The organism is Polaromonas sp. P1_F1, from assembly GCF_056405795.1.
Genome location: NZ_JBFUBJ010000001.1, coordinates 124,667 through 150,637, shown reverse-complemented (window position 1 = coordinate 150,637; position 25,971 = coordinate 124,667). Strand labels below are relative to the sequence as shown.

At 61.7% G+C, this 25,971-nt stretch carries 26 protein-coding genes; 13 read left to right on the top strand and 13 right to left on the bottom strand.

Annotated elements, in window-relative coordinates; translation table 11 throughout:
• Window positions 1-3 precede the first annotated feature (3 nt).
• The 5 genes from AC1DZE_RS00795 to AC1DZE_RS00775 all read right to left on the bottom strand — a co-directional run bounded on the left by AC1DZE_RS00795 (window position 4) and on the right by AC1DZE_RS00775 (window position 3,645).
• Entirely contained in the window at window positions 4-1,053 is a 1,050-nt protein-coding gene (locus AC1DZE_RS00795; RefSeq protein ID WP_477672185.1) for an SRPBCC family protein, read from the bottom strand.
• A 16-nt stretch (window positions 1,054-1,069) separates the two neighbouring features.
• Window positions 1,070-2,008 carry an SAM-dependent methyltransferase gene (locus AC1DZE_RS00790; protein WP_477672186.1) on the bottom strand — a complete coding sequence of 313 codons (939 nt, stop codon included), beginning with the start codon at window positions 2,006-2,008 and terminating at the stop codon, window positions 1,070-1,072.
• A 49-nt stretch (window positions 2,009-2,057) separates the two neighbouring features.
• Window positions 2,058-2,459: a hypothetical protein gene (locus AC1DZE_RS00785; protein WP_477672187.1), complete on the bottom strand. Its 402-nt coding sequence runs from the start codon at window positions 2,457-2,459 to the stop codon at window positions 2,058-2,060.
• Window positions 2,460-2,493: 34 nt separating this feature from the next.
• Entirely contained in the window at window positions 2,494-3,006 is a 513-nt protein-coding gene (locus AC1DZE_RS00780) for a thiol-disulfide oxidoreductase DCC family protein (protein ID WP_477646341.1), read from the bottom strand.
• Window positions 3,007-3,072: 66 nt separating this feature from the next.
• Window positions 3,073-3,645: a GbsR/MarR family transcriptional regulator gene (locus AC1DZE_RS00775; RefSeq protein ID WP_477672188.1), complete on the bottom strand. Its 573-nt coding sequence runs from the start codon at window positions 3,643-3,645 to the stop codon at window positions 3,073-3,075.
• A 97-nt stretch (window positions 3,646-3,742) separates the two neighbouring features.
• On the opposite strand from AC1DZE_RS00775, the gene AC1DZE_RS00770 reads away from it, so the two are divergent.
• From AC1DZE_RS00770 to AC1DZE_RS00740, 7 genes are all read left to right on the top strand, one after another.
• Window positions 3,743-4,651 carry a helix-turn-helix transcriptional regulator gene (locus AC1DZE_RS00770; protein WP_477668002.1) on the top strand — a complete coding sequence of 303 codons (909 nt, stop codon included), beginning with the start codon at window positions 3,743-3,745 and terminating at the stop codon, window positions 4,649-4,651.
• Window positions 4,652-4,816: 165 nt separating this feature from the next.
• A complete protein-coding gene (locus AC1DZE_RS00765) occupies window positions 4,817-5,617 on the top strand; it encodes a fumarylacetoacetate hydrolase family protein (protein WP_477672189.1) in 801 nt (266 codons plus the stop codon).
• Window positions 5,618-5,763: 146 nt separating this feature from the next.
• Window positions 5,764-6,675 (top strand): dienelactone hydrolase family protein, encoded by a 912-nt coding sequence (locus AC1DZE_RS00760; RefSeq protein ID WP_477668000.1) that lies wholly within the window; start codon window positions 5,764-5,766, stop codon window positions 6,673-6,675.
• A gap of 509 nt (window positions 6,676-7,184) precedes the next feature.
• Window positions 7,185-8,030, top strand: a complete 846-nt coding sequence (locus AC1DZE_RS00755) for a ZIP family metal transporter (RefSeq protein ID WP_477667999.1) — start codon at window positions 7,185-7,187, stop codon at window positions 8,028-8,030.
• A 164-nt stretch (window positions 8,031-8,194) separates the two neighbouring features.
• On the top strand, window positions 8,195-8,419 hold the full coding sequence (locus AC1DZE_RS00750; protein ID WP_477667998.1) for a hypothetical protein: 225 nt from the start codon (window positions 8,195-8,197) through the stop codon (window positions 8,417-8,419).
• 419 nt (window positions 8,420-8,838) lie between these two features.
• Window positions 8,839-10,101 carry an FAD-dependent oxidoreductase gene (locus tag AC1DZE_RS00745; RefSeq protein WP_477667997.1) on the top strand — a complete coding sequence of 421 codons (1,263 nt, stop codon included), beginning with the start codon at window positions 8,839-8,841 and terminating at the stop codon, window positions 10,099-10,101.
• A 379-nt stretch (window positions 10,102-10,480) separates the two neighbouring features.
• Window positions 10,481-10,663, top strand: a complete 183-nt coding sequence (locus AC1DZE_RS00740; RefSeq protein WP_477673444.1) for a hypothetical protein — start codon at window positions 10,481-10,483, stop codon at window positions 10,661-10,663.
• A 117-nt stretch (window positions 10,664-10,780) separates the two neighbouring features.
• Here the strand turns inward: AC1DZE_RS00740 and AC1DZE_RS00735 are convergent, their stop codons facing one another.
• The 4 genes from AC1DZE_RS00735 to AC1DZE_RS00720 form a co-directional block, all read right to left on the bottom strand.
• Window positions 10,781-11,047 carry a hypothetical protein gene (locus tag AC1DZE_RS00735; protein WP_477667995.1) on the bottom strand — a complete coding sequence of 89 codons (267 nt, stop codon included), beginning with the start codon at window positions 11,045-11,047 and terminating at the stop codon, window positions 10,781-10,783.
• Window positions 11,048-11,244: 197 nt separating this feature from the next.
• Window positions 11,245-12,144: a sulfurtransferase gene (locus tag AC1DZE_RS00730; RefSeq protein ID WP_477667994.1), complete on the bottom strand. Its 900-nt coding sequence runs from the start codon at window positions 12,142-12,144 to the stop codon at window positions 11,245-11,247.
• A 10-nt stretch (window positions 12,145-12,154) separates the two neighbouring features.
• Window positions 12,155-13,057, bottom strand: a complete 903-nt coding sequence (locus AC1DZE_RS00725; RefSeq protein WP_477667993.1) for a DMT family transporter — start codon at window positions 13,055-13,057, stop codon at window positions 12,155-12,157.
• A 97-nt stretch (window positions 13,058-13,154) separates the two neighbouring features.
• The gene (locus tag AC1DZE_RS00720; RefSeq protein ID WP_477667992.1) at window positions 13,155-14,273 is read right to left on the bottom strand and encodes an aromatic ring-hydroxylating oxygenase subunit alpha; all 1,119 of its coding nucleotides are present in this window, start codon (window positions 14,271-14,273) and stop codon (window positions 13,155-13,157) included.
• A gap of 278 nt (window positions 14,274-14,551) precedes the next feature.
• Here AC1DZE_RS00720 and AC1DZE_RS00715 point away from each other — a divergent pair, with 278 nt between their 5' ends.
• The 6 genes from AC1DZE_RS00715 (at window position 14,552) to AC1DZE_RS00690 (ending at window position 21,762) form a co-directional block, all read left to right on the top strand.
• Entirely contained in the window at window positions 14,552-14,812 is a 261-nt protein-coding gene (locus AC1DZE_RS00715) for an exodeoxyribonuclease VII small subunit (RefSeq protein WP_477667991.1), read from the top strand.
• 53 nt (window positions 14,813-14,865) lie between these two features.
• Window positions 14,866-15,786: a polyprenyl synthetase family protein gene (locus tag AC1DZE_RS00710; RefSeq protein ID WP_477667990.1), complete on the top strand. Its 921-nt coding sequence runs from the start codon at window positions 14,866-14,868 to the stop codon at window positions 15,784-15,786.
• Window positions 15,787-15,851: 65 nt separating this feature from the next.
• Complete coding sequence (gene dxs / locus AC1DZE_RS00705; protein ID WP_477699677.1) at window positions 15,852-17,762, top strand: 1-deoxy-D-xylulose-5-phosphate synthase; 1,911 nt, start codon at window positions 15,852-15,854, stop codon at window positions 17,760-17,762.
• A 278-nt stretch (window positions 17,763-18,040) separates the two neighbouring features.
• Entirely contained in the window at window positions 18,041-19,120 is a 1,080-nt protein-coding gene (locus tag AC1DZE_RS00700; RefSeq protein ID WP_457280015.1) for a TRAP transporter substrate-binding protein, read from the top strand.
• A 260-nt stretch (window positions 19,121-19,380) separates the two neighbouring features.
• The gene (locus tag AC1DZE_RS00695) at window positions 19,381-20,460 is read left to right on the top strand and encodes a TRAP transporter substrate-binding protein (RefSeq protein WP_477667988.1); all 1,080 of its coding nucleotides are present in this window, start codon (window positions 19,381-19,383) and stop codon (window positions 20,458-20,460) included.
• Between the two features lie 222 nt (window positions 20,461-20,682).
• Window positions 20,683-21,762, top strand: coding sequence for a TRAP transporter substrate-binding protein (locus AC1DZE_RS00690; protein WP_477667987.1), 1,080 nt, complete (start codon window positions 20,683-20,685; stop codon window positions 21,760-21,762).
• A gap of 204 nt (window positions 21,763-21,966) precedes the next feature.
• Here AC1DZE_RS00690 and AC1DZE_RS00685 read toward each other — a convergent pair whose 3' ends face one another.
• The 4 genes from AC1DZE_RS00685 to selD all read right to left on the bottom strand — a co-directional run bounded on the left by AC1DZE_RS00685 (window position 21,967) and on the right by selD (window position 25,924).
• Entirely contained in the window at window positions 21,967-22,464 is a 498-nt protein-coding gene (locus tag AC1DZE_RS00685; RefSeq protein WP_477667986.1) for a hypothetical protein, read from the bottom strand.
• 104 nt (window positions 22,465-22,568) lie between these two features.
• Window positions 22,569-24,110 (bottom strand): TRAP transporter large permease, encoded by a 1,542-nt coding sequence (locus AC1DZE_RS00680; protein ID WP_477667985.1) that lies wholly within the window; start codon window positions 24,108-24,110, stop codon window positions 22,569-22,571.
• A gap of 47 nt (window positions 24,111-24,157) precedes the next feature.
• Entirely contained in the window at window positions 24,158-24,697 is a 540-nt protein-coding gene (locus AC1DZE_RS00675; protein WP_477671925.1) for a TRAP transporter small permease subunit, read from the bottom strand.
• A 165-nt stretch (window positions 24,698-24,862) separates the two neighbouring features.
• On the bottom strand, window positions 24,863-25,924 hold the full coding sequence (gene selD, locus AC1DZE_RS00670; RefSeq protein ID WP_477671924.1) for a selenide, water dikinase SelD: 1,062 nt from the start codon (window positions 25,922-25,924) through the stop codon (window positions 24,863-24,865).
• Window positions 25,925-25,971: the final 47 nt, after the last annotated feature.

Here is a 25,971-nt window from a genome sequence, read left to right as displayed (position 1 = left end):
CAGTCAAGACAGCGCTGCGTTCCCGGCATGTTCACTGCGTGCCTTGTACATGTCCAGGATCACTTCTGAAAAATTGCCAAGCAGGCGTTGGGCCACCCAGTTCGCATACGCGTCGAAATCCGTGCTGATGCGATAGCTCACGCGAATGTGCAGGCGTGTACCGCCTTCTTCGGGCGTCAATGTGTAGGAGGTGTCGCGCAGATCAAAATAAGCGCCGCCCACTTTCACGTGGTCGTCCAGCGCGCCTGCGGGAAATGAATCTTCTGCGAAACGGTAGGTCCAGCGCACATGCCGCTGCGGCTCCCACTGTCGTATCACCTCGTCAAAATGAACGCCTTTGCCCCAGGTGCTTTTTCGTATGGGGCCTTCAGCCGTGTCGGTCGTGATGCCGCTAACCGGAAGCGGAACGCCTATGCGATAGGCCCAGGCATGCTGAACCTCTGCAGGCGCGATATCGCGTGCGTTGTTGATCTGCTGCCAAACTTCAGCAGAAGTTGCCTGTATGAGCACACTGCGCTCCACGCTGCCGATGCGCTCTACCTGGTTTTGTGGAAATGCCATCGCCACCAGCAGTGGCAACGCGGCGATGCTATAGACCGCTTGCCTGGGCCAATTGGTCATGCGGCAAACCAGGCCCATGACCACACCGCCGAGCATGCCGACGGCGGTGAAGAGCGGAAGGATGACGATGGCGCAAATCACCCCCTCTATCAGGATGGCCAGGCTGCCGAGCACAAACACGAAGGTTGCCAGCGCCGGTGCAAAAAGGTAATAGGAAAAGCCCCTGCGCTTGTGCCGCTCGGCCACGTACACCGTGATGGCTCCTACGGCAAATGGTGCAAACCAGACAAAACCGGCCGCCATGGCCGACAGTGCACTCCCCGGTTTTCCGGAAAACGCCAGGCGCAGTACCAGCCCGCTCAGCGCTCCGGCAAGAAAAGGCGTCCAGCCTGAAAACGGCAAGCCGTCCGAAGACGCAAATCCCTCTTTCGGCGCGGGTATGCGATCGTGCGGAGCGAGATCAGCTGTCGGCTTGTTTTGTTCTGCGGTCATGGGTGTATTGACAGGTTTAGTTCGATGCCTGCCTATCTGCTGGTTTGCGCGCGGTGACCATGAAGTAGCCAAAACCCGGCAGCCACATGCCCAGCAGGAAGGCTGCGTAGGAAGCCACTATATGGCCGCGGCGCAGCGGCGACAGGCGAAAGCGGGCCCGCCAGAGTTCACGCAAGGCAAAGCGGGTGGCAAACAGAGGTATCTGCAATGCGCTGGGCGCCAGACGCAGGCTGATGTCCTGAAACCGGATGTCCGTAAACCCCTGGCTCGCGAGTGCGGCGTGCAGCGCCTGTTTTTCGGCCAGCTCATTGACCGCCCAGTGATGGCACCACAGGCGATAGATGCGCTCCATGAACCCCGGCAAGGGCTTGTTGTTGCGCCGCAAGGCATCGGCGATCACCAGCGTGCCGCCAGGCCGCAGCAGGCGTGCAGCTTCCCGTACCAGTGCCCGTTTGTCGGCTCCCGGCGCGTGGCAAGCGCTTTCCAGGGCGTAAACGCCGTCGTACGCGCCTGAACGCAAGCTTGTGTCCACATAATCGGCCAGATGAAAACGAACCTGATTGAATAAGGCGGCGGCCTGGTTGAGCCCGGCACCCTGGATGATTTGCCGCGCCACCAGTGTGACGGCGTCCACGGTGCTGTGCTTGCGGTTTTTCACGATCGATCTGGCCGTGGCACCGGCACCGCAGCCGAGGTCGGCAAGCCGGACGGCGCCAGTGCCCGGCAGGGCCAGCCGGTGTAGCACTTCCCGGTTCATGCGTTCCAGCATCGCTTCGCGGGCCAAGGGGTTGACCTGCCAGGACCAGTAGCCGAAGTGCATGTTCATGCCGGGGCTCCAGGCACGGTAATCATCGGCCACGGCGTTGTAATAAGACCGGATGTCCGCCAGCCGAGCTTCCCGGCCCTTGTCCGTTGGCATATCGGCGCGGCGCGCAACAGGTGTTGTGGTGAGCATTTTCTTCTCCTTCAGTGCTGCTTCGACCCGTCAATACTTTCGGCGATCTTTAGCGAGCATCAATAGCCGCAGGTACGGCCGGTGCGGCGCTGCCGGCAGCCGACACATGGGCGGCCAGCTCCTGCGCGGCTATCCACTGCCGTACCTGCGTCCAGACATTGCGCGCGATGATGGCGACGGTGACAAACACCCCGGCCATTACCAGCCAGAGCGATCGCCGCACCGCGTCAATGACGTCGTTCCTGCCATTGAATTCACCAAAGGTCAGCATCAGCAACAGCGTGCCGGACACCGCCAGCAGGTAGGCGCAGCGTATCCAGAACTCCGCGCCGCCCTCGGCGTCGCACAACATGCGAAGCACCTTGTAGAGAATGGGCTTGAGATAACCAATGGCAATCACGGGGCCGACCAGTGCAATCAGCAGCGAGATGAAAAACAGGTTGGGGCTCATGAGGTTTCCTTTCGTTTCTATCGGTGGGGGATGGTTAACGTGCGCAGGTACCGGAATCGCAACGGGCACTGGCGGACCGTTCAGCGGCGCGGCGTACCGCACCTTCAAACAGCAGGCCCACCAGCCGGCGCGGAATGCGGTGGCGGTTGCGTGCCAGCATCGGGTAGGCCCAGTCGGCCAGTGGGGCCAGCACCGGCAGGCGCATGGCCGTACTGGCCCAGCCCAGGCCTACCGCCTCATAAGCCAGCCGGAATACATCAACACCCTTGAGAACGCGGCCGTCTGCCGTGCGGGCATGAATCAGGTCCAGCAGGTCCTGCATGGTGGTGCCAGCTGGAATGTCGGCAAAATCCGGCGCCGACACATCGCTAAAGCGCAGGTGGCCTGCGGTATTGCGCAGCATCAGATTGGTCATTTCTGCGTTGCAGAGCGGGCAGGCCGACTCGTAGAAGAGGGTCAGTGGAAAGGTCAGCGGGTCAGGATTGCCGGCCTTGAAGTCGTCGTAACGCGTGTTGCCTGCGTTGGTAAAGCCTTTAATGACAGTCATTTTCTCTCCTTTATAAATTTCAGTACAAACAGAAATCACTAGTCAAAAAAAAACCAACCCCGCCTTTCAGAAGGTGGGCGGCAACAACTCCGAAGGATCCATGAGTTTCGCGTCGCTGTCGCCCCGCACGAATTTCTGCACGCTGGCGCCCATGCGCAGCACTTTCTCCAGCGTGGTGGGCGACAGACGCAGCATCTCGTCGGCCCACGAGCCCAGGGATTCCATCAGGCGCAGCGTTTCCCGTACCCGGTCCTGGGCATCGGAGGACTCGGCCTCAAAGCCGTCTTCCTTGACAAGCTCGCGCAACATGCGCACGGTCGGGTCAAACTCGCGCTCCTTGCGTTCGCGCACCACGGTGCGAAAGAGTTCCCAGACGTCGAGCGAGGTTTCGTAATAGTCGCGCCTGTCGCCCAGTAAATGGGTGGCACGGATCAGGTTCCAGTTCAGCAGCTCCTTGAGGCTGGTGCTGACGTTGGAGCGCGCTACTTCCAGCGTATCGGCGATGTCTTCGGCATGCAGGGGGCGGCCGTGGAAGAAAAGCAGGGCGTGGATTTGTGAAACGGTGCGGTTCACGCCCCAGGCGGTGCCCATTTCTCCCCAGTGGACGACAAATTTGCGGGCGACGGGGCTGAGTTCCATGGTTCTGAATATACGCCGTCTGAAATTTCTGTCAATACAGAAATAAAGGATTCTGAAAAGAAACAACAGCAAAGGCCCAAGCCCGAGAATACGGCGCATGACAGACATCAAGACCTACGGCATGTCAGAGCGGGCCGACCACCTCGACTTCGACATCCGGTCCCAGCTGGTGCGGCCGCCGTTGGTGCGCCCGCACCGGCACGAGTATTTCCAGGTCCAGATCAGCCTGCAGGGCGACACCGAACAGAACGTGGCCGGCACGGTGCGGCCTTTCCGGCGTGGCTATTTGAGTTTTATCCTGCCTTACCGTGTGCATGTGATCCCGCATCCCGAGGGCTCGCGCTACGTCATCATCAACATGTCGCAGCAGTTCCTGCGCCCCGGCCTCGATGTGGATCCGCTGGACCTGGAAGACGTGCCCTTGAGCCGCGCGCCTGAACTCGCGCCCTTCCTGTTCCAGGAATACGCTGACTTCTATTTTTCCGAAGATGAGTTTCCGGAGATCGAAGTACTGCTGGAAAAACTCGCGTTGGAAAACGCGCATCGCCGTTTCGGCTCCATCGAGATGATCCGCGGCCTGATGCTGCAGCTGATAGGTTTGGTCTGCCGCAAGTACGAAGCTGACCTGCTGCGTTTTTCGGCCAGCCAGGCGCAGCAGGGCAGCCGGCGTGCCAGCCTGCAGCGCGCGGTGCGCTACATCCGCGAGCACCTGGCTGGCGAGGTCACGCTGGCCGACGCGGCAGCGGCCGCTTTCCTCTCGCCCAACTACCTTGCGCATCTGCTGAAGAAAGAAACCGGCAAGACTTTCACCGACCTGGTGACCGAACGGCGCCTGGAGTTTGCGCAGGAACAACTGGCGCACAGCAGCCAGCGCATCGCCAGCATCGCCCATGCCTCGGGCTTTGCCGATGAGGCCTACTTCGCGCGGCGCTTCAGGCAGCGTTTTGGCCAGACGCCCAAGGCTTTTCGCGACTCTGTACGCGCCAAAATTTCCGGTTCAACCTGAAGCCGTTGCTGCTGCAGCGCAGCAGCGTTGCATTGAATCGTCCGGTTAATGCGTAATTGCGTCTGCCTGCGCCGGGCGTGTTCGCCATAAGCTCGACAGTTGGAGAAAAACACGGACAACAAGCTCCAGCTTCACCCGGCTTTTTATCAATCCCAGGAGACACACATGACAACACCAGACATGAGCAAACGCGGAATTCTGCAAACAGGCGCCCTGATGGCGACAGGCGCCGTCGTCGGCTGCGCCACGCCGGGCACGGCGGCAAATGCGCCGGCCACGCCTTTCACGGTGGCTGAGACCTACATCCCCATCGCGGGCAGCGCCGAAATGTTTCCGGTGCGCCGCATTTACTGCATAGGTCGCAACTACGCAGCACATGCAATCGAGATGGGTTCGGATCCGAGCCGTGAACCGCCGTTCTTCTTCCAGAAGCCGACGGACGCCATTCAGGTGGTGCCGCCCGGCAAGGTTGCAGACCACCCGTACCCCACACTGACCAAAAACTACCACTACGAAGTCGAACTCGTGGCGGCGCTGGCCAAAGGTGGGCGCAACATCCCGATGAGCGAGGCGCTGGATCGTGTTTACGGTTACGCGCTGGGCCTGGACATGACGCGCCGCGACCTGCAGCGCGGCATGGGCGACCAGAAAAAGCCCTGGGAAATCGGCAAGAGCTTTGACATGTCGGCTCCCATCGGTCCCATCCACAAGGTTGCGCAGACCGGCCACTACACCAAGGGCGCAATCTGGCTCAAGGTCAATGGCCAGGTCAAGCAGAACGCCACGCTTAACCACATGATCTGGTCGGTGGCCGAGCAGATCTCCAAACTGTCCGAAGCGTTTGAGCTCTTTCCCGGCGACATCATTTACTCGGGCACGCCTGAAAACGTCGGCCCGGTGGTCAAGGGCGACGTCATCGAATGCCATATTGACGGTTTGCCAGAGTTGAGCGTCAAGATCGTTTGAGTTTGGGTGCGGGGCGGGGCGGGGCGGGGCGGTGGGCAAGGGAAAACACCAGCGTCATTGCCTTGCGGTGGCAAGAACTTCCGGGGCCGCATAGACTCCGACTGTTTGCCTTTTGAGAACCTCCCACAATCTACTGAGGAACCGCCATGCTTGAACACGACCAGAAGAAAGACTTCGACGCCCTGCTGCCCGGGCGGTCCACCGAAGCCGGCGCCAGTCGCCGCACCGCGCTCAAAACGGCCCTGGGGGTCGGGTACGCGGCCACCGCCATGCCCATCATGGCGCAGACAGCCATCAAAACTTCTTCAGAAGGCCTGAAGACCGGCGAAACCACCTATGAAGTCAATGGCTTCAAGGTGCCCGCTTTCTTTGCGGCGCCCGCCGGCAAGACCAACCTGCCGGTGGTGCTGGTGATCCAGGAAATTTTTGGCGTGCACGAATACATCGCCGACACGGCCCGGCGCTTTGCCAAAGCCGGCTATCTGGCGATTGCCCCAGAGCTCTATGCGCGCCAGGGTGACCCGAGCAAATACAACGAAATGGCCAAGCTCATGGCCGAAGTGGTGTCCAAGGTGCCTGACGAACAGGTCATGGCCGACCTGGACGGCGCCGTGAAGTGGGCAGCCGCTAACGGTGGCAATGCGAAAAAGGTGGGCATCACCGGTTTTTGCTGGGGCGGCCGCATCACCTGGCTGTATGCCGAGCAAAGCAAGAACGTGAAGGCCGGTGTGGCCTGGTATGGCCGCCTGGTCGGCCAGCCATCAGCGCTGACGCCCAAGCACCCGCTGGACCTGGCCGCCAACCTCAAGGCGCCGGTGCTGGGCCTGTACGGCGGGCAAGACGGCGGCATCCCGCTGACCACCGTCAACCAGATGAAAGACGCACTGACTGAAGCCGGCGCCAAGGGCAACAAGGCGGCAGCCGCCTCTGAGTTTGTGGTCTACCCGCAAGCGCCCCACGCCTTCCATGCCGACTATCGCCCGAGCTACCGCAAGGATGCGGCAGATGACGGATTCAAGCGTGCCCTGGAATGGTTTAAATCCCACGGCGTGGGTTAAAGCACCCCCGTCCAGGCTCACTGCGTGTAGCCTGTTCCCCCAAAAGTGATGCACCCCTGTCCAAGCTCACTACATGTAGCTTGTTCCCCCCTCGAGGGGGCGGCGCCAGCGGCCCGGCAAAGCCGGTTCCGCGGCCCCTGCTGGTGAAATACCCCACACTGATTGCGCCCTGAACTCTTCAAGCCAGCATGAGGCGCGGGACTGGCTTTGCCAGACCGCAGGCGGGCGGCCCCCGAGGGGCTGGAGCCCGCGGCTCCAAGCCTGCCTGCGCAGGCTTGGACGGGCGACAGAGGCGAAGCGTCTCGCGAGCCGCGGCCTGCAAGGCCTCGGGAGCTACACGCAGTGAGCGACCGTGGGGGCTAACCACTTGACAGGCTTGATAAGATTGAAACAACCCCGGCCGCAGGCATTGGATGCCGCGCCCGGGGTTTGTCGTCTGTGGTGTAACCTCTGCGGATAATTTTGAGTGATTTCGGGCCTTAGCCCAATAAATACGAGCGCAAGCAGCTATGACTTTGATAGCAATCCTGGTGGGGACCCTGGCTGCAGGCATTGGCAGCGTGTGGCTGGCGGCTCTGCTCAGCTTTGGTGTGCTGGCCCGCTACACCCAGCACATGCTCAGCCTGGCGGCCGGCGCGCTATTGGCCACGGCCTTCATGCATTTGCTGCCCGAGGCTTTTGAAAGCCAGGCCGGGGCCAAGGAACTGTTTGCCACCTTGCTGGTCGGGCTGGTGTTCTTTTTCCTGCTCGACAAGGCCGAACTCTGGCATCACGGCCATGAGCACCATGGCGGCGAGCACCATGGCCCCGAGGCTGCGGCGCATGCACACCATGACCATACGGAGCACGTCCATGCCGCGCACAGCCACCACGGCCACCACGGCCATACGCATGGCGAAGCCAAAAGCGGCAGCTGGGCTGTGCTGGCCGGCGACAGCGTGCACGCTTTCGGCGACGGCATCCTGATTGCGTCGGCCTTCATGGCCGATTTGCGGCTGGGCGTGGTCGCCGCGCTGGCGGTGCTGGTGCATGAGGTGCCTCACCACATGGGCGACCTGGTGGTCCTGCGCCAGACCTCCAACAACCGCCGCGCCGCCTTCATCAAGGTGTCGCTGGCCGGTGCCGTCACCGCGCTGGGCGGCGTGGTCGGCTATGCGCTGGTTGACCAGCTATATGACTACCTGCCGTTTTTCCTGATCATGGCGTCCAGCAGTTTTATCTATGTCGCGCTGGCCGACCTGATTCCCCAGTTGCAAAAACGCGTCACCGCCCGGGAAACCATGGCGCAAATTGCCTGGCTGGGTATCGGCATCGGGCTGGTCACGCTGATCAGCGGGATGGCGCACCACCACTGAGCGGCAAGGCGCAGCTGCGGTTGCGGCTGCTGTCAGACGGCGCCTGACAAGTACAAGGCCTGGCGACCTATAGGCGGGTTTCGGGCGGAGCGGGAAGATAAGGGCAAGCATCCTTTTGATGCTCCGTTGCGTTGTGCAAACACTGTGCAAAAGGCAGGCCCGCCATGAACTTCCATTCAGACTCCACCACGGTTTCCAGCGCCTTCCGCCCGTCGGCCTACGATGTCAGCGGCGAGTTGGCTCAAGACGCGCCGCCGCGCAAGCCGCGGAGTTTTCACCGCCCGCGCGCAGCCGCGTACATCGCTTTTTTCATCACCGTTTTCGCCAGCATGGCCGCCGCCGCTGCGCTGGCAATCCATGACATGCCTTTGATGGTGGTGGGTCTGTGATGGGCGGAACGCGCAAGCGGCCAGGCAATGAAGAGCCCGAACCGACGTTGGAAGCGGACCTGCCGTCCGACGGCGGGGACGAAAAAGGTGAAGCGATGATCCGCGACTTGCCCAGACGGGTGGAGCCGCCGCAGTCTCTGCAGTCGCCTGGCAGGGGCCCAACGGCGCCGGAAAAGGGAAGCAGGAAGTAGCCATGGCCACCAACCCGAACGTTCCGCCACCCGAGCCCCTGCCGCCCCTGGACACCCCGCCGGACCCGGGCGAAGTACAGACCACTCCCATGCCAATGACGCTGAAATAGGCGAAAACAGCTCCGCAAGAGATGTTGACGGGTCTGGGCGGTGGTTGCCCCGCCTGGAGCTTGCAAGGGCCATCAAGCCTGGATATGGTCGGAGGATTTTCATCCCCGGGGAGACACCATGGCCGACGTAATGAATGTCCGCTGCTGCATCGCCGGCGGCGGCCCGGCCGGCATGATGCTGGGCCTTTTGCTGGCACGCGCCGGGGTGCAGGTGCTTGTGCTGGAAAAGCACGCCGATTTCCTGCGTGACTTTCGCGGCGACACCGTGCATCCATCCACTCTCGAAGTGATTCACGAACTGGGCCTGCTGGAGAAGTTCCTGGCGCGCCCGCACGATGAAGTGAGTGAGTTGCGCGCCGTGGTCGGCAACACCGAACTCGTGCTGGCCAGCTTCAGGCATTTGCGCCTGCGCTGCAAATTCATCGCGATGATGCCCCAATGGGAGTTTCTGGATTTTGTGCGCGATGAGGCGGAGCTGTATCCCGGTTTTCGCCTGATCCAGAACGCCGGAGTGACCGGCGTGATCCAGCAAGATGGCGTGGTGACGGGCGTGGAGGTCGCCACACCCGAGGGCGCCCTGCAGGTGATGGCGGACCTCGTGATCGGGGCCGATGGCAGGCGGTCCACGGTGCGCAGTTCGGCCGGGCTGGTCGTGCGCGATCTGGGCGCGCCTATCGATGTGCTGTGGATGCGCCTGCCCAAGATGCCGGGCGATCCTTCCACGACGGGCGGGCGCATTACCAACGGCATTTTCCTGGCCATGATTGACCGCCGTACTTATTGGCAGTGCGCCTATGTGATTCCCAAGGGCGGCATCGAGGCTGTTCGCTCAGAGGGGCTGGAGGCTTTCCGCACAGACGTGGTGAAGGTGGCGCCGCTCTTTGCCGACCGTATCGCCACCCTGGCCAGTTGGGACGACATCAAGCTGCTGAGTGTCACGGTCGACCGGCTGGAGCACTGGTACAAGCCCGGCCTGCTGTGCATCGGCGACGCTGCACATGCCATGTCGCCTGTGGGCGGCGTGGGCATCAACCTGGCGGTACAGGATGCCGTGGCGGCGGCCAACATTCTGGCTGCTCCCCTCGCAAGTCCGCAGGTGGACCGGGCCGCGCTGACGCCCTTGCTGGCGCAGGTACAAAAACGCCGGTTGTTTCCCACACGCGTCACGCAGGCGGTGCAGGTCGCCATCCAGAACCGCCTGCTCAGCCCGGTACTGGCGGCGCGGGGGCGCGACGGCCCGCCCATGGCGCTGCCCTGGCCGCTGAAGCTGATGCGGCGCTGGCCCTTGCTGCAGGCGCTGCCGGCCTATGCGGTCGGCGTGGGCGTGCGGCCTGAGCACGTGCGCTCGCCTGTCCAGCTGGTGACTGCCGATACCGGCTGAATGGTCGTAGTTGCTATTGATTTGATAGCTGTTTGCGCTTGTTCAATAAGGCTGGAAGGCCATTTTTTCTTGAGTCCTTGAAGATTTTCGGGGGGCGGTCCTGAGCTGCATCCGCCTTCTTTTCCAGCGGGAGGACTTGAACACTGGCGTCCGCAGGAAGGGCAAAAAGACAAAAAAAGAGGGTTTGTAGGCTTGTTCCTACGCAATCCACAGGCATTGCCTACATTCCCCGGCCGCAACGATGCCTACAGTGAATAAGGCAGGCACAGGTGCGTAGCAGGTGTGCAAGCGCCGCAAACCACCCCCCAATCCCACTCAACAGTCTGCACCTCGCTGCTGCTTTCTGCCGCAAGCAAAGGTGACCTTCAAGGAGACCGTCATGAAAACCGCCGCAGAGACACTTCACTCCCACAGGCCCGAACCCAGCCCTTCGAAAGGACGCCTGGGTGACCGGCCGGACAACGGCTCGCGGAGCAGTCGCGGTGCCGGCCCTTCGTCGGGGTCACGCCTGGACAATCCGCACAAGCGCATCCGCCTGTCCGGCCACGCGCGCGCCTGCTGATGCAGGCGCCTCTGTGTGCGCATCAGGCGAAAAACGCTTACAGCCCTGTGGGACACCGTCTCATGGGGTAAGCCCGATGTAGCGGGCTAAATTGAATTCCGGCTGACGTTCAGCCACTCACCGTTCAGCCATTTCATCTTCAAAAAAGGAAACCGACATGCACGCATCCAAATTCAAACCTGCTGCCCTTACCGCCGTTGCCCTGGCCGCTTTGCTGGCACTGGGAGCCTGTGGCAAAAAGGTGGAAGACACCGGCGCGTCGCCTTCGACACCTGCCGCTTCACCCTCGACCACACCTTCGCCGTCGACCACGCCATCCCCAACAGGCAGCAGCTCTTCGATGGGTACGTCCACAACCGGTAGCACCCCAATGGGAACCAGCACGTCTCCGATGACAGGTGACGCAGCGACGCCTGGTACGGCAGCCAGCGCTCCGGCCAAGTAATCGGACCTGAAAATCCGGCATTGACCGGCACTTTTTGAGCGGGTCCTGCGCGGCCGCCTCAACAAGAAGAAAAACCTGCATGCCGGAAAGCATGCAGGTTTTTGTGTTTCTGGCGGCGCCGCGAAGCGGGGCGGCCTCAGCCCTGTGCGACCGGATGCGCTGGGTCGCTGCACCAGTCGCTCCAGCTGCCGGCGTAGAGCCCGCTTCTTCCGAGGCCGGCCAACTCCATGGCAATGATGTTGGGAACGGCGCTGACGCCGCTGCCGCAATGGTGTACCACGGTGGCCGGGTCGCGGCCGGCCAGCAAGGTTTCAAACTCGGCCTTGAGCTGGACTGCCGGCTTGAACTTTCCGTCGGGCCCCAGGTTCTGGCCGAAGGGGCGGTTCAATGCGCCGGGGATGTGGCCGGCCACCGGATCCAGCGGCTCCACCTCGCCCTTGAAGCGTGGCGTGGCGCGTGCATCAACCAGTGTTTGTGCCGGGCGGCCCAACTGGCTCGCCACGGTCTGGGCCGATACCAATGTGGCTTTTTCCGGCGCCAGGAGGAAGCTGGCCTGGAAATGCGCAGGTTCTTCGCCGCTGTTGACGGCGCCGCTGGCGGCCTGCCATGCTTGCAGCCCACCGTCGAGCACCGCCACGTTTTCATGACCGGCCCATTTGAGCATCCACCACAGGCGCCCGCAGTAGTTGGCGCCGTTGCGGTCATACACCACCGCCTGCATGTTGTTGGCAAAGCCGACGCTGGAAAGCCAGGTGGCGAACTTCTCGCGGTTGGGCAGTGGGTGGCGTCCGCCCGACGCGGGTGTATCAGCGCCGCTGGCCGTGATCACGCCATGGGCGCCCGCCACGCCGTGCTTGGCACTCAATGCGGTGTCCAGGTTGGCATACACGGCGCCGGGAAGGTGCGAGGCGAGGTACTGCTCCTGGCCGGCGTTGGGCTTCATCAGGTCGAAGGTGCAGTCGAAGATACGCAGGGGCTTGGCCGATGCGATCAGGGCTTGCAGTTGTTCGGCGGAAATCAGGGTGGTGTAGCTCATGGAAAACTCCTTAATGCTCTTCAGCCGGGGCATTCGGCGCAGCGCGGGCGCGCAAAACAGTTGCGGCAATCGCGCTGACGATGATGAGGCCCATGCCGGCCCAGCCGATCAGGGGGATATTGTCGCCAAACAGGATCAGGCTGTAGATAGCCGCGAACACAATGCCCGAGTACTGCAGGTTGGCCACCATCAGCGTGCCGCCATGGTTTTCAGACATGGAATAAGCCTTGGTCATGGACAGCTGGCCCAGTGAAGCCAGGATGCCGATAGGCGGCAGCCACAGCGCGTGTTCCCAGTTCCAGGGTGTGATGCCCATGACGCACATGCCGAGCGCGCCGGCAACCGCCGTGCCCACGGCAAAATAAAACACGGTGCGCGTTTCGGGCTCGCCCATGCGCGAAATCGCCATCACCTGCATGTAGGCAAAGGCAGCACCCAGGCCGGACATCAGGCCCACCAGCCCGGCAAAGGTCTGGTTCTGGTCGATGGCGGGGCGCAGCAGCATGACGACGCCGGCAAAGCTTGCCAGGATGGCCATGACCAGAGGCCCCTGGCTGGGCCCTTTCTGGCCGGCCTTGCCCAGCATCAGCGCACCGCCGACCAGGAAGGCCGCAATCCACACGCTGCTCATGTAGTTGAGCGTCATGGCGGTCGCCAGCGGCAGATGGGCAATCGCATAAAACCAGGCTGACAGCGACATCACGCCAATCACGCTGCGCCAGGCATGCATGGACGGGTAGCGGGTGGCCAGGGTGATGCCGCGCGCGCGGGCGTAGGCGGCCATGAAGACGATGCCCAGGGTGCCGCGGTAGAACACCAGTTCGGCGCTGTTGAAGTGTTCTGACGCGTACTTGACGCAGACCCCCATCGTGGCAAACAGGAAGGAGGAAAGAATCATCCAGACGGCTTGCATCGATTTTCAGGAGAAGGAGTTATGAGTGGTAAAAGAGGCTGGGATCCGCAATGGCTGTGCGAAAACAGCTATCAAATAAATAGCAGTTCCGGTGCCGTCAGATCATCTGCGTGGTTTTGCTGGCGCCCATTTCGCGGCGGTACCACTCGTGAAAGTGCTGCATGCCGTCTTCCATGGGGCTTTGGTAAGGCCCGAACTCGTTGTCACCGCGAACCATCAAGGCCTTGCGGCCGGCGTCCATGCGCAGGGCGATCTCATCGTCTTCCACGCAGGTTTCCATGTAGGCGGCTTGCTGAGCTTCGATGAATTCACGCTCGAAGGCGCAGATTTCTTCGGGGTAAAAAAACTCGACCACGTTGAGCGTCTTGTCGGGGCCCTGTGGATGCAGCGTGCTGACCACCAGCACATGCGGGTACCACTCAACCATCACGTGCGGGTAGTAGGTGAGCCAGATGGCGCCGTATTTGGGCGGCACTCCCTTGCGGTACTGCAGCACCACGTCATGCCATTTCTTGTAGGTGTCGGTGCCAGGCTTGCCCAGCTTGTCCGACACGCCCACGGTCTGCACGGAGTAGTCAGGCTCAAGTTGCCAGCGCAGGTCGTCGGTGGTGACGAAGCCGCCCAGGCCGGGGTGGAAGGGGCCGACGTGGTAGTCCTCCAGGTAGACCTCGATGAAGGTCTTCCAGTTGTAGTTGCACTCGTGCAGGTGCACCTTGTCGAGCTGGTAGCCTGAAAAGTCGAGGTCGGCGTAGGTGGCCAGCTGCGACATCTCGGCCGCCACGTCGCGGCCGGTGTCCTCGAACACCAGGCCATTCCAGGTCGTGGTCTTGTAGCGGTTCAGGTTCAGGCAGGGGTCGATCTCGAAGTGCGGCGCGCCTATGAGTTCGCCCGAGGTGTTGTAGGTCCAGCGGTGCAGCGGGCAGACGATGTTGCTGCCGGTATTGCCGCGGCCCTGCAACATGGTGGATTGGCGATGCCGGCAGACGTTGGAGATCAGCTCGATGCCTGAGGCGTTGCGCACCAGCGCCCGCCCTTCGCCCTCATGCGGCAGGGCGTAATAGTCGCCCAGGTGGGGCACGGCCAGTTCATGGCCCAGGTAGCGCGGCCCGCGGGCAAACAGCTTTTGCTGCTCCCGCTGGTACAAGCCCGCATCGAAGTAGCTGGAAATGGGGAGCTGGCTGGTGGCCTGCAGGAGACGGAGGCTGAGATCAGACATGCAAATTTCGGTGAACATGCCTCCGCGCCAAGGCGGTGGAGGCTGTTGACAAGCGGGTAGGCAGGCTGAGCGACAGCCCACGGAGAAAACAAGGCCGGATATCCCGCAGCAGGGGCACTGCTGTTGTCGAGAACTGTTATCAATTGTACCCGCGCAGGCCTTTTTGCGGGTCTTCGCACGCCGCCGCCGGATAATAGAGATGTATGGATTCGTAGCCCCGGGCGCCGGGATCGCAAACTGCCTGCAACGGCCTAAAATCAGCCTTCATCCAAATCACCATGGCCAAAAGTCCTTCGTCCACCGCTGCTGCCTCCGCTTCCGTTGTTCCGGCATTGCCCGCCAGCTATGAGGCCGCATTGCAGGAACTTGAAGGGCTGGTTGACAGCCTGGAATCCGGGCAGCTGCCGCTGGACCAACTGCTTACCGGCTACCAGCGCGGTGCGCAGCTGCTGAAGTTCTGCAGGGACAAGCTTGAGGCCGTGGAAACCCAGATCAAGGTGCTGGAAGGCACGGAACTCAAGCCGTGGGTGCAGGAATAACCGGCGCATTGCAGGCAGAACATTCCTTCACCCCCTAAAAAAGAGACCCACGATTGAACGCCCCTGAAAAACTGCCTTTGTTTACCTTGAGCGCCTGGAGTGCCGGGCAGCTTGCCAATGTCGAGAGCGCCTTGTCGCGCTGGGTTGCCTGCCCCAGCGACGCGCCTGCGCCTGCGGGCTTGGGCGACGCCATGCGTTATGCCGTGCTCGACGGTGGAAAACGCCTGCGGCCGTTGCTGGTCATGGCGGCCTGTGAGGCCGTGCAGGGCAATGCGCAAGCCGCCCTGCGGGCTGCCTGCGCGGTAGAGCTGATCCACGCCTATTCGCTGGTGCACGACGACATGCCCTGCATGGACAACGATGTGCTGCGCCGCGGCAAGCCCACGGTGCATGTCAAGTTCGGCCAGGCTCAGGCACTGCTGGCCGGCGACGCCCTGCAGGCGCTGGCATTTGAATTCCTCACGCCGCCCGACGATTCAGTTGATGCGGCCACACAGGCGCGCCTGTGCCGCATGCTGGCTCAGGCGGCCGGTTTTCAGGGCATGGCCGGCGGCCAGGCCATTGACCTTGCCAGCGTGGGCATGCCGCTGACGTCCGTCCAGCTGCATGAAATGCACCGGCTCAAAACCGGTGCGCTGCTGCAGGCCAGCGTGATGATGGGCGCGGCCTGTGGTGCTGCGACACCGGCCGCTCAAGACGCCTTGCGCGATTACGGCGCCGCCGTCGGCCTGGCTTTCCAGGTCGTTGACGACATCCTCGACGTCACCGCTGACTCCGCCACACTGGGCAAGACGGCCGGCAAGGACGCCGCCCAGGACAAACCCACCTTTGTATCGCTGATGGGGCTGGAAGACTCCAAAGCCTATGCGCAGCAGCTGCTGGGCAAGGCACTGCGCAGCCTGGATGCCAGCGGGCTGGGCCACACCGATGCCCTGCGCGCACTGGCGGACATGCTTGTGAACCGTCATCATTGAAGCCGTCATCAGGATTGAATACCGCGGACCGGGAAACCGGCCTTGCCATAAACAGCGACACCACGATGTACCCATTGCTTGAAACCATCAACAGCCCCGCCGACCTGCGGAGCCTGCCCCGCGTTGACCTGAAACCCCTGGCCGACGAACTGCGTGCCTACGTGCTTGACAGCGTTTCAAAAACCGGCGGCCACCTGAGCTCGAACCTGGGCACGGTGGAGCTGACGGTGGCCCTGCATTACGTCTTTAACACCCCCGAAGACCGCCTGGTGTGGGACGTGGGCCATCAGACCTATCCGCACAAAATCCTCACGGGCCGGCGCGAGCGCATGGACAGCCTGCGGCAGTTTGGCGGCCTGTCGGGCTTTCCGCGCCGCGACGAAAGCCCCTACGACACCTTCGGCACGGCCCACTCATCGACCTCGATTTCCGCCGCACTGGGCATGGCGCTGGCCGCCCAGCAAAAAGGCGAAGACCGCCATGCGGTGGCCATCATTGGCGACGGTGCCATGAGCGCCGGCATGGCCTTCGAGGCCCTGAACAATGCGGGCGTGCATGACCATTGCAAGCTGCTGGTGGTGCTCAACGACAACGACATGAGCATCAGCCCGCCGGTGGGCGCGCTGAACCGTTACCTGGCCCAGCTGATGAGCGGGCGTTTTTATGCATCCGCCAGGCACATGGGCAAGCAGGTGCTGCGCGTAGCACCGCCGCTGCTGGAACTGGCCAAACGCCTGGAGTCGCACGCCAAGGGCATGGTCGTGCCTGCCACGCTGTTTGAAAACTTCGGCTTCAATTACATCGGCCCCATCGACGGCCACGATCTCGAGTCGCTGGTCCCCACGCTGGAGAACATCAAACACCTCATGGACACCAAGGGCGGCCCGCAGTTCCTGCATGTGGTCACCAAAAAAGGCCAAGGCTACAAGCTCGCCGAAGCCGACCCCATCGCCTACCACGGCCCCGGCAAGTTCGATCCGGCCATGGGGCTGCAAAAGTCCACCGCACCGGCCAAGCAGACCTTCACCCAGGTGTTCGGCCAGTGGCTGTGCGACATGGCCGAGCACGACAGCCGGCTCGTCGGTATCACACCGGCCATGAGAGAGGGCTCGGGCATGGTTGAGTTCCACAGGCGCTTTCCCGAGCGCTACCACGACGTCGGCATTGCCGAGCAGCATGCGGTGACGTTTGCCGCGGGCATGGCCTGCGAAGGGCTCAAGCCCGTGGTCGCGATTTACTCCACCTTTCTGCAGCGCGGCTACGACCAGCTGATCCACGATGTGGCCCTGCAGAACCTGCCTGTCGTGTTTGCGCTGGACCGCGCTGGCCTGGTCGGCGCCGACGGGGCCACGCATGCGGGCGCCTATGACATTCCTTACCTGCGCTGCATTCCCAACATGAGTGTGGCATGCCCCGCCGATGAAAATGAATGCCGCATGCTGCTGAGCTCGGCTTTCGAGCAAAACCATCCGGTGGCTGTACGCTACCCGCGCGGCGCCGGCGCCGGCATCAAGCCGGGAACCGGACTGGAAGCGCTGCCCGTTGGCAAGGGCGAAGTCCGCCGCGAAGGCGCAGGTGTTGCCATCCTGGCTTTCGGCACCTTGCTATACCCGGCCCTGCAAGCCGCAGAAAAACTAGGCGCCACAGTGGTCAACATGCGCTGGGCAAAACCGCTGGACACCGAGCTGCTGCTCAAGGTGGCAGCCAACCACCAAGCCCTGGTGACGGTGGAAGAGGGAGCCATCATGGGCGGTGCCGGCAGCGCAGTCAGTGAAGCCCTGCAGGCCGCAGGCATCGCGAAACAGGTGCTGCATTTGGGCCTGAAAGACGAGTTCATCGAACACGGCGATCCCGCAAAACTGCTCGCCCTCCAAGGCCTCGATGCCACCGGCATCGAAGCGTCCATCACGGCACGTTTTGCCGCATTGCTCGGATCCGGCAAGCCCGGCAAACCGGCACTCAAGTCCGTCGCCTGACCACTGATTCTGCTAAGCCCTGAAGGCTCTTCATTCAAGCAGGGGCCGCGGGACCGGCTTTGCCGGACCGCAGGCGCAGCGGCCCCCTCGGGGGGCAGGGAGCGACACGAAGTGCGCGACCGTGGGGGCTACATAGACAGCTTCCTGTCAGCTCTTCAAGGGTAAACCCGGCCGGGTCGAGACCCCCTCATTTTTAGAATTCCCAAAGACCTGCAAAACGGTCTGACTGGCGCCTGAGCCCAGTGGAATTTTCATTTTTACCTTTCGGAGTCAACCTGATGGATCGTCGTTCACTCATCAAACACGCCGGCGTTGCCGGTGTTTTGGCAGCAGGCGTTGCGCCGGCTGTTCACGCACAGGCCGCTGTTCGCTGGCGCCTGGCATCCAGCTTCCCCAAATCGCTGGACACGATCTATGGAGGTGCTGAAACGTTTGCCAAGCATGTCAAGGCGATTTCAGGCGGCAAATTTGAGATCTCCGTCCATGCTGCGGGCGAGCTGATGCCTGCGTTTGGTGTGGTCGACGGTGTGCAGCAAGGCTCCATCGAGGCAGCCCATACGGCGCCTTACTATTTCTTCGGCAAGGACGAAACCTTTGCCATCGGCGGCGCCATTCCTTTTGGCCTGAACAGCCGCCAGATGAGCGCCTGGACCTTTGAGGGCAACGGCTTGAAACTGATGCGCGAGTTCTACGCCAAATACAACATGATCAGCTTTCCGTGCGGCAATACCGGCGCGCAAATGGGTGGCTGGTTCCGCAAGGAAATCAAGTCCATTGCCGACATGAAGGGCCTCAAATTCCGCGTCGGCGGTTTTGCCGGCAAGGTCATCGAGCGTCTGGGTGGCGTGCCGCAGAACATTCCCGGCGGCGAGATTTACCAGGCGCTGGAAAAAGGCACCATCGATGCCGCCGAATGGATCGGTCCCTACGATGACCAGAAGCTGGGCTTCAACAAGGTGGCACCCAACTACTACTACCCCGGCTGGTGGGAAGGCGGCCTGCAGCTGGACCTGTACATCAACCAGAAAGCCTACGATGCTTTGTCGCCCGAATACAAGGCGATTGTGGAAGCGGCCAGCGCCGCCGCACACGTCGACATGCAGGCCAAATACGACACCAAGAATCCGACGGCCCTGAAGCAGCTGGTGGGTGCTGGCGCCAAGCTCCGGCCTTTCCCTGCCGATGTCATGAACGCCGCTTTCAAGGAGTCGATGAAGCTGTATGAAGAGCTGTCGGCCAAAAATGAAAACTGGCGCAAGGTCTATGCGGACTATTCGAAATTCCGCGGTGACCAGAACTTGTGGTTCCGTTTTACTGAGGCGACCTTCGACCGCTTCATGCAGAGCCAGAAGCTGTAAAGCCATCATCTTGATCAGATAGGGGCGAGCGGCTTGCAACTGGCAAGCCGCTCGCTGAAACGTTTTCGTCAAAAAGCCGCCTGCCCAGGCGGCTTTTTTGTGCGCGATCTACGGGTAAAAACGGGGTGTTTTTATGCAAAAGAGTGACAAAGTATCCATGCTCCGCCGATTCAATCAAGGCAATGCAATTCAACTGTTATAGCAGGCCGAACCGATCTGGCAGATCAACGCAAAATTCGATAACTTCAGGAGAGAGTTTTATGGATCGTCGCTCACTTATCAAAAATGCCGGTATTGCCGGTGTGCTGGCCGCAGGTGTCGCACCTGCTGTTCATGCGCAGGCTGCCGTTCGTTGGCGCCTGGCCTCCAGCTTCCCCAAATCCCTTGACACGATTTTTGGTGCCGCCGAAGTATTTGCCAAGGCCGTCAAGGCCATGTCCGGCGGCAAGTTCGAAATCTCGGTGCATGCGGCCGGTGAGTTGATGCCGGCCTTCGGTGTGGTCGACGGTGTACAACAAGGCTCCATCGAGGCCTGCCACACGGCGCCCTACTATTTCTTCGGCAAGGACGAATGCTTTGCGCTGGGTTGCGCCATTCCCTTCGGCCTGAACAGCCGGCAGATGAGTGCCTGGATGTACGAAGGCAACGGCATGAAGCTGATGCGCGAGTTCTATTCCAAGTTCAACATCGTGAACTTCCCGGGCGGCAATACCGGCGCCCAGATGGGTGGCTGGTACCGCAAGGAAATCAAGTCCGTCAAGGACATCAAGGGCCTGAAGATGCGCATAGGCGGCTTCGCCGGCAAGGTGCTTGAGCGCATAGGTGGCGTGCCGCAGAACATTCCCGGCGGCGAGATTTACCAGGCCCTCGAAAAAGGCACGATTGATGCCGCCGAATGGGTGGGACCTTACGACGACCTGAAGCTGGGCTTTAACAAAGTTGCCCCCTTTTACTACTACCCCGGCTGGTGGGAAGGTGGTCCCGAGCTGGACTTCTTCATCAACAACAAGGCATTCGACGCCCTCACGCCCGAGAACAAGGCGATTGTGGAAGCGGCTGCGGCCCAGGCCCACGGCGACATGCAGGCCAAATACGACGCGAAGAACCCAGGTGCGCTCAAGCAGCTCGTGGGTGCGGGTACCAAGCTCCGGCCTTTCCCGGCGGACGTGATGAACGCGGCTTTCAAGGAGTCGATGGCGCTCTACGAAGAGATCGGCACAAGGAACGAAAACTGGAAGAAGATCTACGCCGACTACTCCAAGTTCCGTGCCGAACAGAACCTGTGGTTCCGTTTCACGGAAGCCACGTTTGACCGCTTCATGCAAGCCCAGAAACTCTGAACCCGGCCCATCCGTCATCCCGAAAGCCGCCTTTTGCAGGCGGCTTTTTTACGTCTGTCCCGATCTGTAAAAACGGGTTGGGCAGGCGGTGTGAAATGCTGACAAAATAGATCTCCGCCCTCTTGCTCAAAAGCGCGGCTTGCATGGCCGTCGATTGCCAGCTGGGCGCCCGCAGGTCCATTCGGACCGCAAACCCGACCACCCTTCAGGAGATAGCATTTAATGGATCGTCGTTCACTTATCAAAAACGCCGGTATTGCCGGTGTACTGGCCGCCGGTGTGGCACCCGCTGTTCACGCCCAGGCCGCCATCCGCTGGCGCCTGGCTTCCAGTTTCCCCAAGCCGCTTGACACCATTTACGGCGGTGCCGAAGTTTTCGCCAAGAAGGTCAGCGAAATGACTGGCGGCAAATTCCAGATCAGCGTCCATGCCGCCGGCGAACTGATGCCTGCTTTTGGTGTGGTCGACGGCGTTGGCCAGGGCTCCGTGGAAATGTGCCACACCGTCCCGTATTACTACTTCGGCAAGAACGAAGCCTTTGCGATCGGTGCAGCAATTCCATTCGGCATGAACTCACGCCAGATGTCGGCCTGGATGTACGAAGGCAACGGCCGCAAGCTCATGAATGAGTTCTATGCCAAATACAACCTGGTGAGCTTTCCTGGCGGCAACACCGGCACCCAGATGGGCGGCTGGTTCCGCAAGGAAATCAAGACCGTGGCCGACCTGAAAGGCCTGAAGTTCCGTATCGGCGGCTTTGCAGGCAAGGTGGTGGAGCGTCTCGGCGTGGTGCCGCAAAACCTTCCCGGCGGCGAAATCTACCAGGCCCTCGAAAAGGGCACGCTGGATGCTGCCGAGTGGGTCGGTCCTTACGACGACCAGAAACTGGGCTTCAACAAGGTGGCACCGTTTTACTACTACCCCGGCTGGTGGGAAGGCGGCCCTGAGGTTGATTTCTTCATCAACAACAAGGCGCTGGAAGCCCTGCCCGCGGAATACCGCGCCATCATTGAAGCCGCGGCTTCGCACGCCCATATCGACATGCAGGCCAAGTACGATGCGCGCAACCCGACCGCGCTGAAACAGCTGGTGGGCGCCAAGACCAAGGTCTTGCCCTTTCCCAAGCCCGTGCTTGATGCCTCGTTCAAGGCTTCAATGGATCTGTATGCCGAGCTGGCCGAGAAGAACCCTGACTGGAAGAAGATCTACAGCGATTACCGTGCTTTCCAGAAGGACCAGATCCTCTGGTTCCGTTTCGCCGAGTCGCGCTTCGACACTTACATGCAGGGTGTCACCTTATGAGCCCCCACGCTTTTCACTGCGTCTTCGACTTCGTGTAATGCGCTGCCCCCCGAGGGGGCCGCTGCGCCTGCGGCCCGGCGAAGCCGGTTCCGCGGCCCCTGCTTGAAAGGGAAATCAGTGGTTCCCCGTTTTCCCGGGAAATAAAAAACCGCGACATGTCGCGGTTTTTTTCGCCTGCCTTTCCGGCGGCAGTGAGCCGTGCCCTCAGCGTTGGCTGCGAAAGGTCTTCAACTCGCTTACCAGCCGTTCGAATTCTGCGACCATTTCGGGCGAGGCGGCGTAGAACACCGCGAACTTCCCCATCAAGGTACGCACATACAGACGCGGCGCGATCAGCCATTCGAGTCCGCGCACGCGGATCAGCTTGCCGTAGGCGAGTTCGCGCAGCTCCATGTGCTTGTCCCAGACCCAGCTCTGGTAGAGTCCTTGCTCGTCGAGGCGCGTGACGCTGCGCAGGATGTGCCACCAGGTGTAGCCCACCATCAGCAGCCCGGCGATGAACCACCCCCCGCCTGCAGCCGCGCCTGAGGCCCTCCCAGCCAGCCAGGCCTGGGCAAAAGCCGCGGCCAGCGCCAGCACGATGGCGGTCGCCAACACCTTGAAGGGCACGGAAAACGCCTGCCCCGAGATGCTCCCACCTGTTGGGGTGAACTTGAAGGGTGGCGGGCCAAAATAGGTGCTGGGGGCGGGTACGGGGTCCATGGAGTGCTCGCGGTCTGGAAAGGAAAAACTGACAGTATGGGCTGCCAATAAAAACGCCCCTCGCGAAAGGGGCGTTGGACGCTGGCCTGGAAGGCTGCGATCGGTTATTTGGTCTTGAACAGTTCGTCGACCTTTTTCTGTTCGTCGTCGGAATTCGGTTCTGCCGGCGGTGCCAGTGGATCGCTGCCTGTCGCACCGCTGGCCGCGCCCGCGGGTGGGGTCGCGCTTTCGTCGGCCGGGATTTCGATCTTGACTTTGTCCAGGTCGATCACCGCGGGTTTGTCGAGGAAGATCGTTACCGTCTGCGGCACGAAGATCACGATCGCCACAAGGATCAGCTGCATCGCCACCCAGGGAATCGCGCCCAGGTAGATGTCATTGGACTTGATCGGCTTGGGGATGCGCCCTTCCTTGAACAGCGTGTCGGCGATGCCGCGCAAATAGAACAGTGCGAAGCCGAAGGGCGGGTGCATGAAGCTGGTCTGCATGTTCACGCACAGCAGCACGCCGAACCAGATCAGGTCGATGCCCAGCTTGTCGGCGACGGGGCCCAGCATCGGCAGGATGATGAAAGCGATCTCGAAGAAGTCGAGGAAGAAGGCCAGGAAGAAGATGAACAGGTTGACGGCGATCAGGAAGCCGGTCTGGCCACCCGGCAGGCCGCTGAGCATGTGCTCGACCCACTTGGCACCGTCCACGCCCTGGAACACCATCGAGAAGACGCGCGCGCCGATCAGGATGAAGACGACCATGGCCGTCAGTCGCATCGTGCCGCTCATGGCCTCCCAGATCAGCGCGGGGGTCAGTCGCTTGTGCATGGCGGCCAGCACCAGTGCGCCCACCACACCCATGGCGCCGGCTTCCGTCGGCGTGGCGATGGCGGTGTCGATACCGGGCAGGCCGCCCATGGAGCCGAGCACCGCGAAGATCAGGATGGCCGAGGGAATGATGCCGCGCAGGCATTTGGCCCACAACGCCCAGCCGTTGAGCGTGCGTGCGGTTTTGGGCACACCGGGAACATGGTGCGGCTTGAACACGCCGAGCATGAAGGTGTAGCCCGCGAAGATCAGCACCTGCAGGATGGAGGGGCCCCAGGCGCCCTTGTACATGTCACCGACGGAGCGGCCCAGCTGGTCGGCCATCACGATCAGTACGAGTGACGGCGGCACCAGCTGCGTAATGGTGCCCGAGGCCGCCAGCACACCCGTGGCGTAGCGCATGTTGTAGCCGTAGCGGATCATCACGGGCAGCGAGATCAGCGCCATGGCGATCACCTGGCCGGCTACGGTGCCGGTAATGGCACCCAGGATGAAGCCGACGATGATGACCGAGTAGCCCAGGCCGCCCTTGGCCGGGCCGAACAGCTGGCCCATGGAGTCGAGCATGTCTTCGGCCAGGCCGCACTTTTCAAGGATGGCGCCCATGAAAGTGAAGAAGGGAATCGCCAGCAGCAACTCGTTCGACAAAATGCCGAACATGTTGAGCGGCAGGTTGGACATGAAGCTGGCGGGAAACCAGCCCATCTCGATGGCAAGGAAGCCCGAGGCCAGCCCGAGGGCGGCCAGCGAGAAGGCGACGGGAAAGCCGATCAGCATGATCAGCACGAGGCCCGCGAACATGATCGGGGCGAAATTTTCCATCTGCATGGGGTAGTCCTGAAAGTATTTTTATGGGAACGAGCGATGCAAACGGATCACTGAACCGGTTTTTCGTAGTGCGTATCCATCTCGAATTTGCCCTGGAGATAGCAGATGCGCTTGATGATTTCCGAGAGGCCCTGTACGAACATCAGACCGAAGCCCAGCGGCAGCAGCAGCATCGCCGGCCAGCGGATCAGGCCACCGGCATTGCCTGAGACTTCACCTGAGCGCAGCATGCTCATGAACAGCGGCCAGCTCAGGTAGGCCATCAGCCCCATCACCGGCAGCAGAAAGATGGCCAGACCGAAGATGTCTACATACACCGGCCCGTTGCCCTTGAGCTTGCCGTAAATGATGTCGACCCGCACGTGCTCGTTGAGCTTGAGGACCACAGGTGCGCCCAGCATCACGGTGGCGGCGAACAGGTACCACTGGATTTCAAGCCAGCCGTTGGAACTGATGTCCAGGCCGTAGCGCACAAAGGCGTTGCCGGCGGAAATCATCGCGGCGAGCAACACCGTCCAGGCGGCGATCTTGCCAAGTCGCGTGGTCAGCCAGTCGTAGGCCAGTGCGAGTTTGAGGAGTGCGGGCACGGGATGTCTCCGATAAGTTCTTTTGAATGAGAAAGTACCCACCCGGGTACGTCGAGGCATGAATGGTACGACGGATGCCCGCTCCCGCACTGAATAAAGACTGACAAAAAATTTCCGGGTTTACCCTAGGGTTTTACGGCTTGTGCCAGACTCTCGCGCGTTTTTTCAGCGTACGGCCAGCCCATGGCCGGCGGTGACCTCCCCGATGACCGCTGCCCCGGCAAAGCCCTGGGCGTGGAAAATTGCCAGAACCTCGGCGGCGCTGTCTGCATTGCAGGACACCAGCAGGCCTCCGGAGGTTTGCGGGTCACTGAGCAGGGCTTTGTCTACGTCGGCAAAGGCGGCGGGCAAACTCACTTCATTTCCATAGCTGGCCCAGTTTCGCCCCGAGGCGCCCGTCACACAGCCTTGCGCCGCGAGTTCGCGCGCGCCACTGACCAGCGGCACGCGATGCCAGTCGATACGCAGCTGGACGTCGGCCCCGCGGGCCAGTTCCAGGCCGTGGCCTGCCAGGCCAAAGCCGGTGATGTCGGTGAGTGCATGCACGCCTTCCATGCGCGCCAGCTCGATACCCGGCTTGTTGAGCTGTGTGGTGAGCGCGATCATGCGGGCATAGCCTGCGGCATCCAGCTGTTCTTTTTTCAGCGCCGCCGACAGGATGCCGATGCCCAGCGGCTTGCCCAGCACCAGCACATCGCCAGTCCGGGCTCCGGAATTTTTCTTGACCCGCGATGGATGCACCAGGCCCAGCACCACCAGGCCATAAATCGGCTCGACCGAGTCGATGGTGTGGCCTCCCGCAATCGGAATGCCCGCATCGCGGCAAACGTCCTGCCCGCCGCGCAAGATGGCGCCTATGGTCTCCAGCGGCAGCACATTGATGGGCATGCCCACCAGCCCCAGCGCCATGATGGGCGTGCCGCCCATGGCATAGACGTCACTGATTGCATTGGTGGCGGCGATGCGGCCGAAGTCGTAGGGATCATCGACGATGGGCATGAAGAAATCGGTCGTCGCGATCAGAGCCTGCTCGTCATTGAGCAGGTAAACAGCCGCGTCGTCGGCAGTTTCAATGCCCACCAGCAGCTGCGGCGGAATCGGGAGGTTGCTGGAGTTTTTGAGAATTTCACTCAGCACGCCAGGCGCAATCTTGCAGCCGCAACCGCCGCCATGCGACAGGCTGGTGAGCCGGGGTGGGGTGCCCGGAAGTGTTTCAGGGGCGTTCATGGCGTGCTTTCAATGGCGTTCCCGCAGTACCGGCGGTGCGCGGGGGC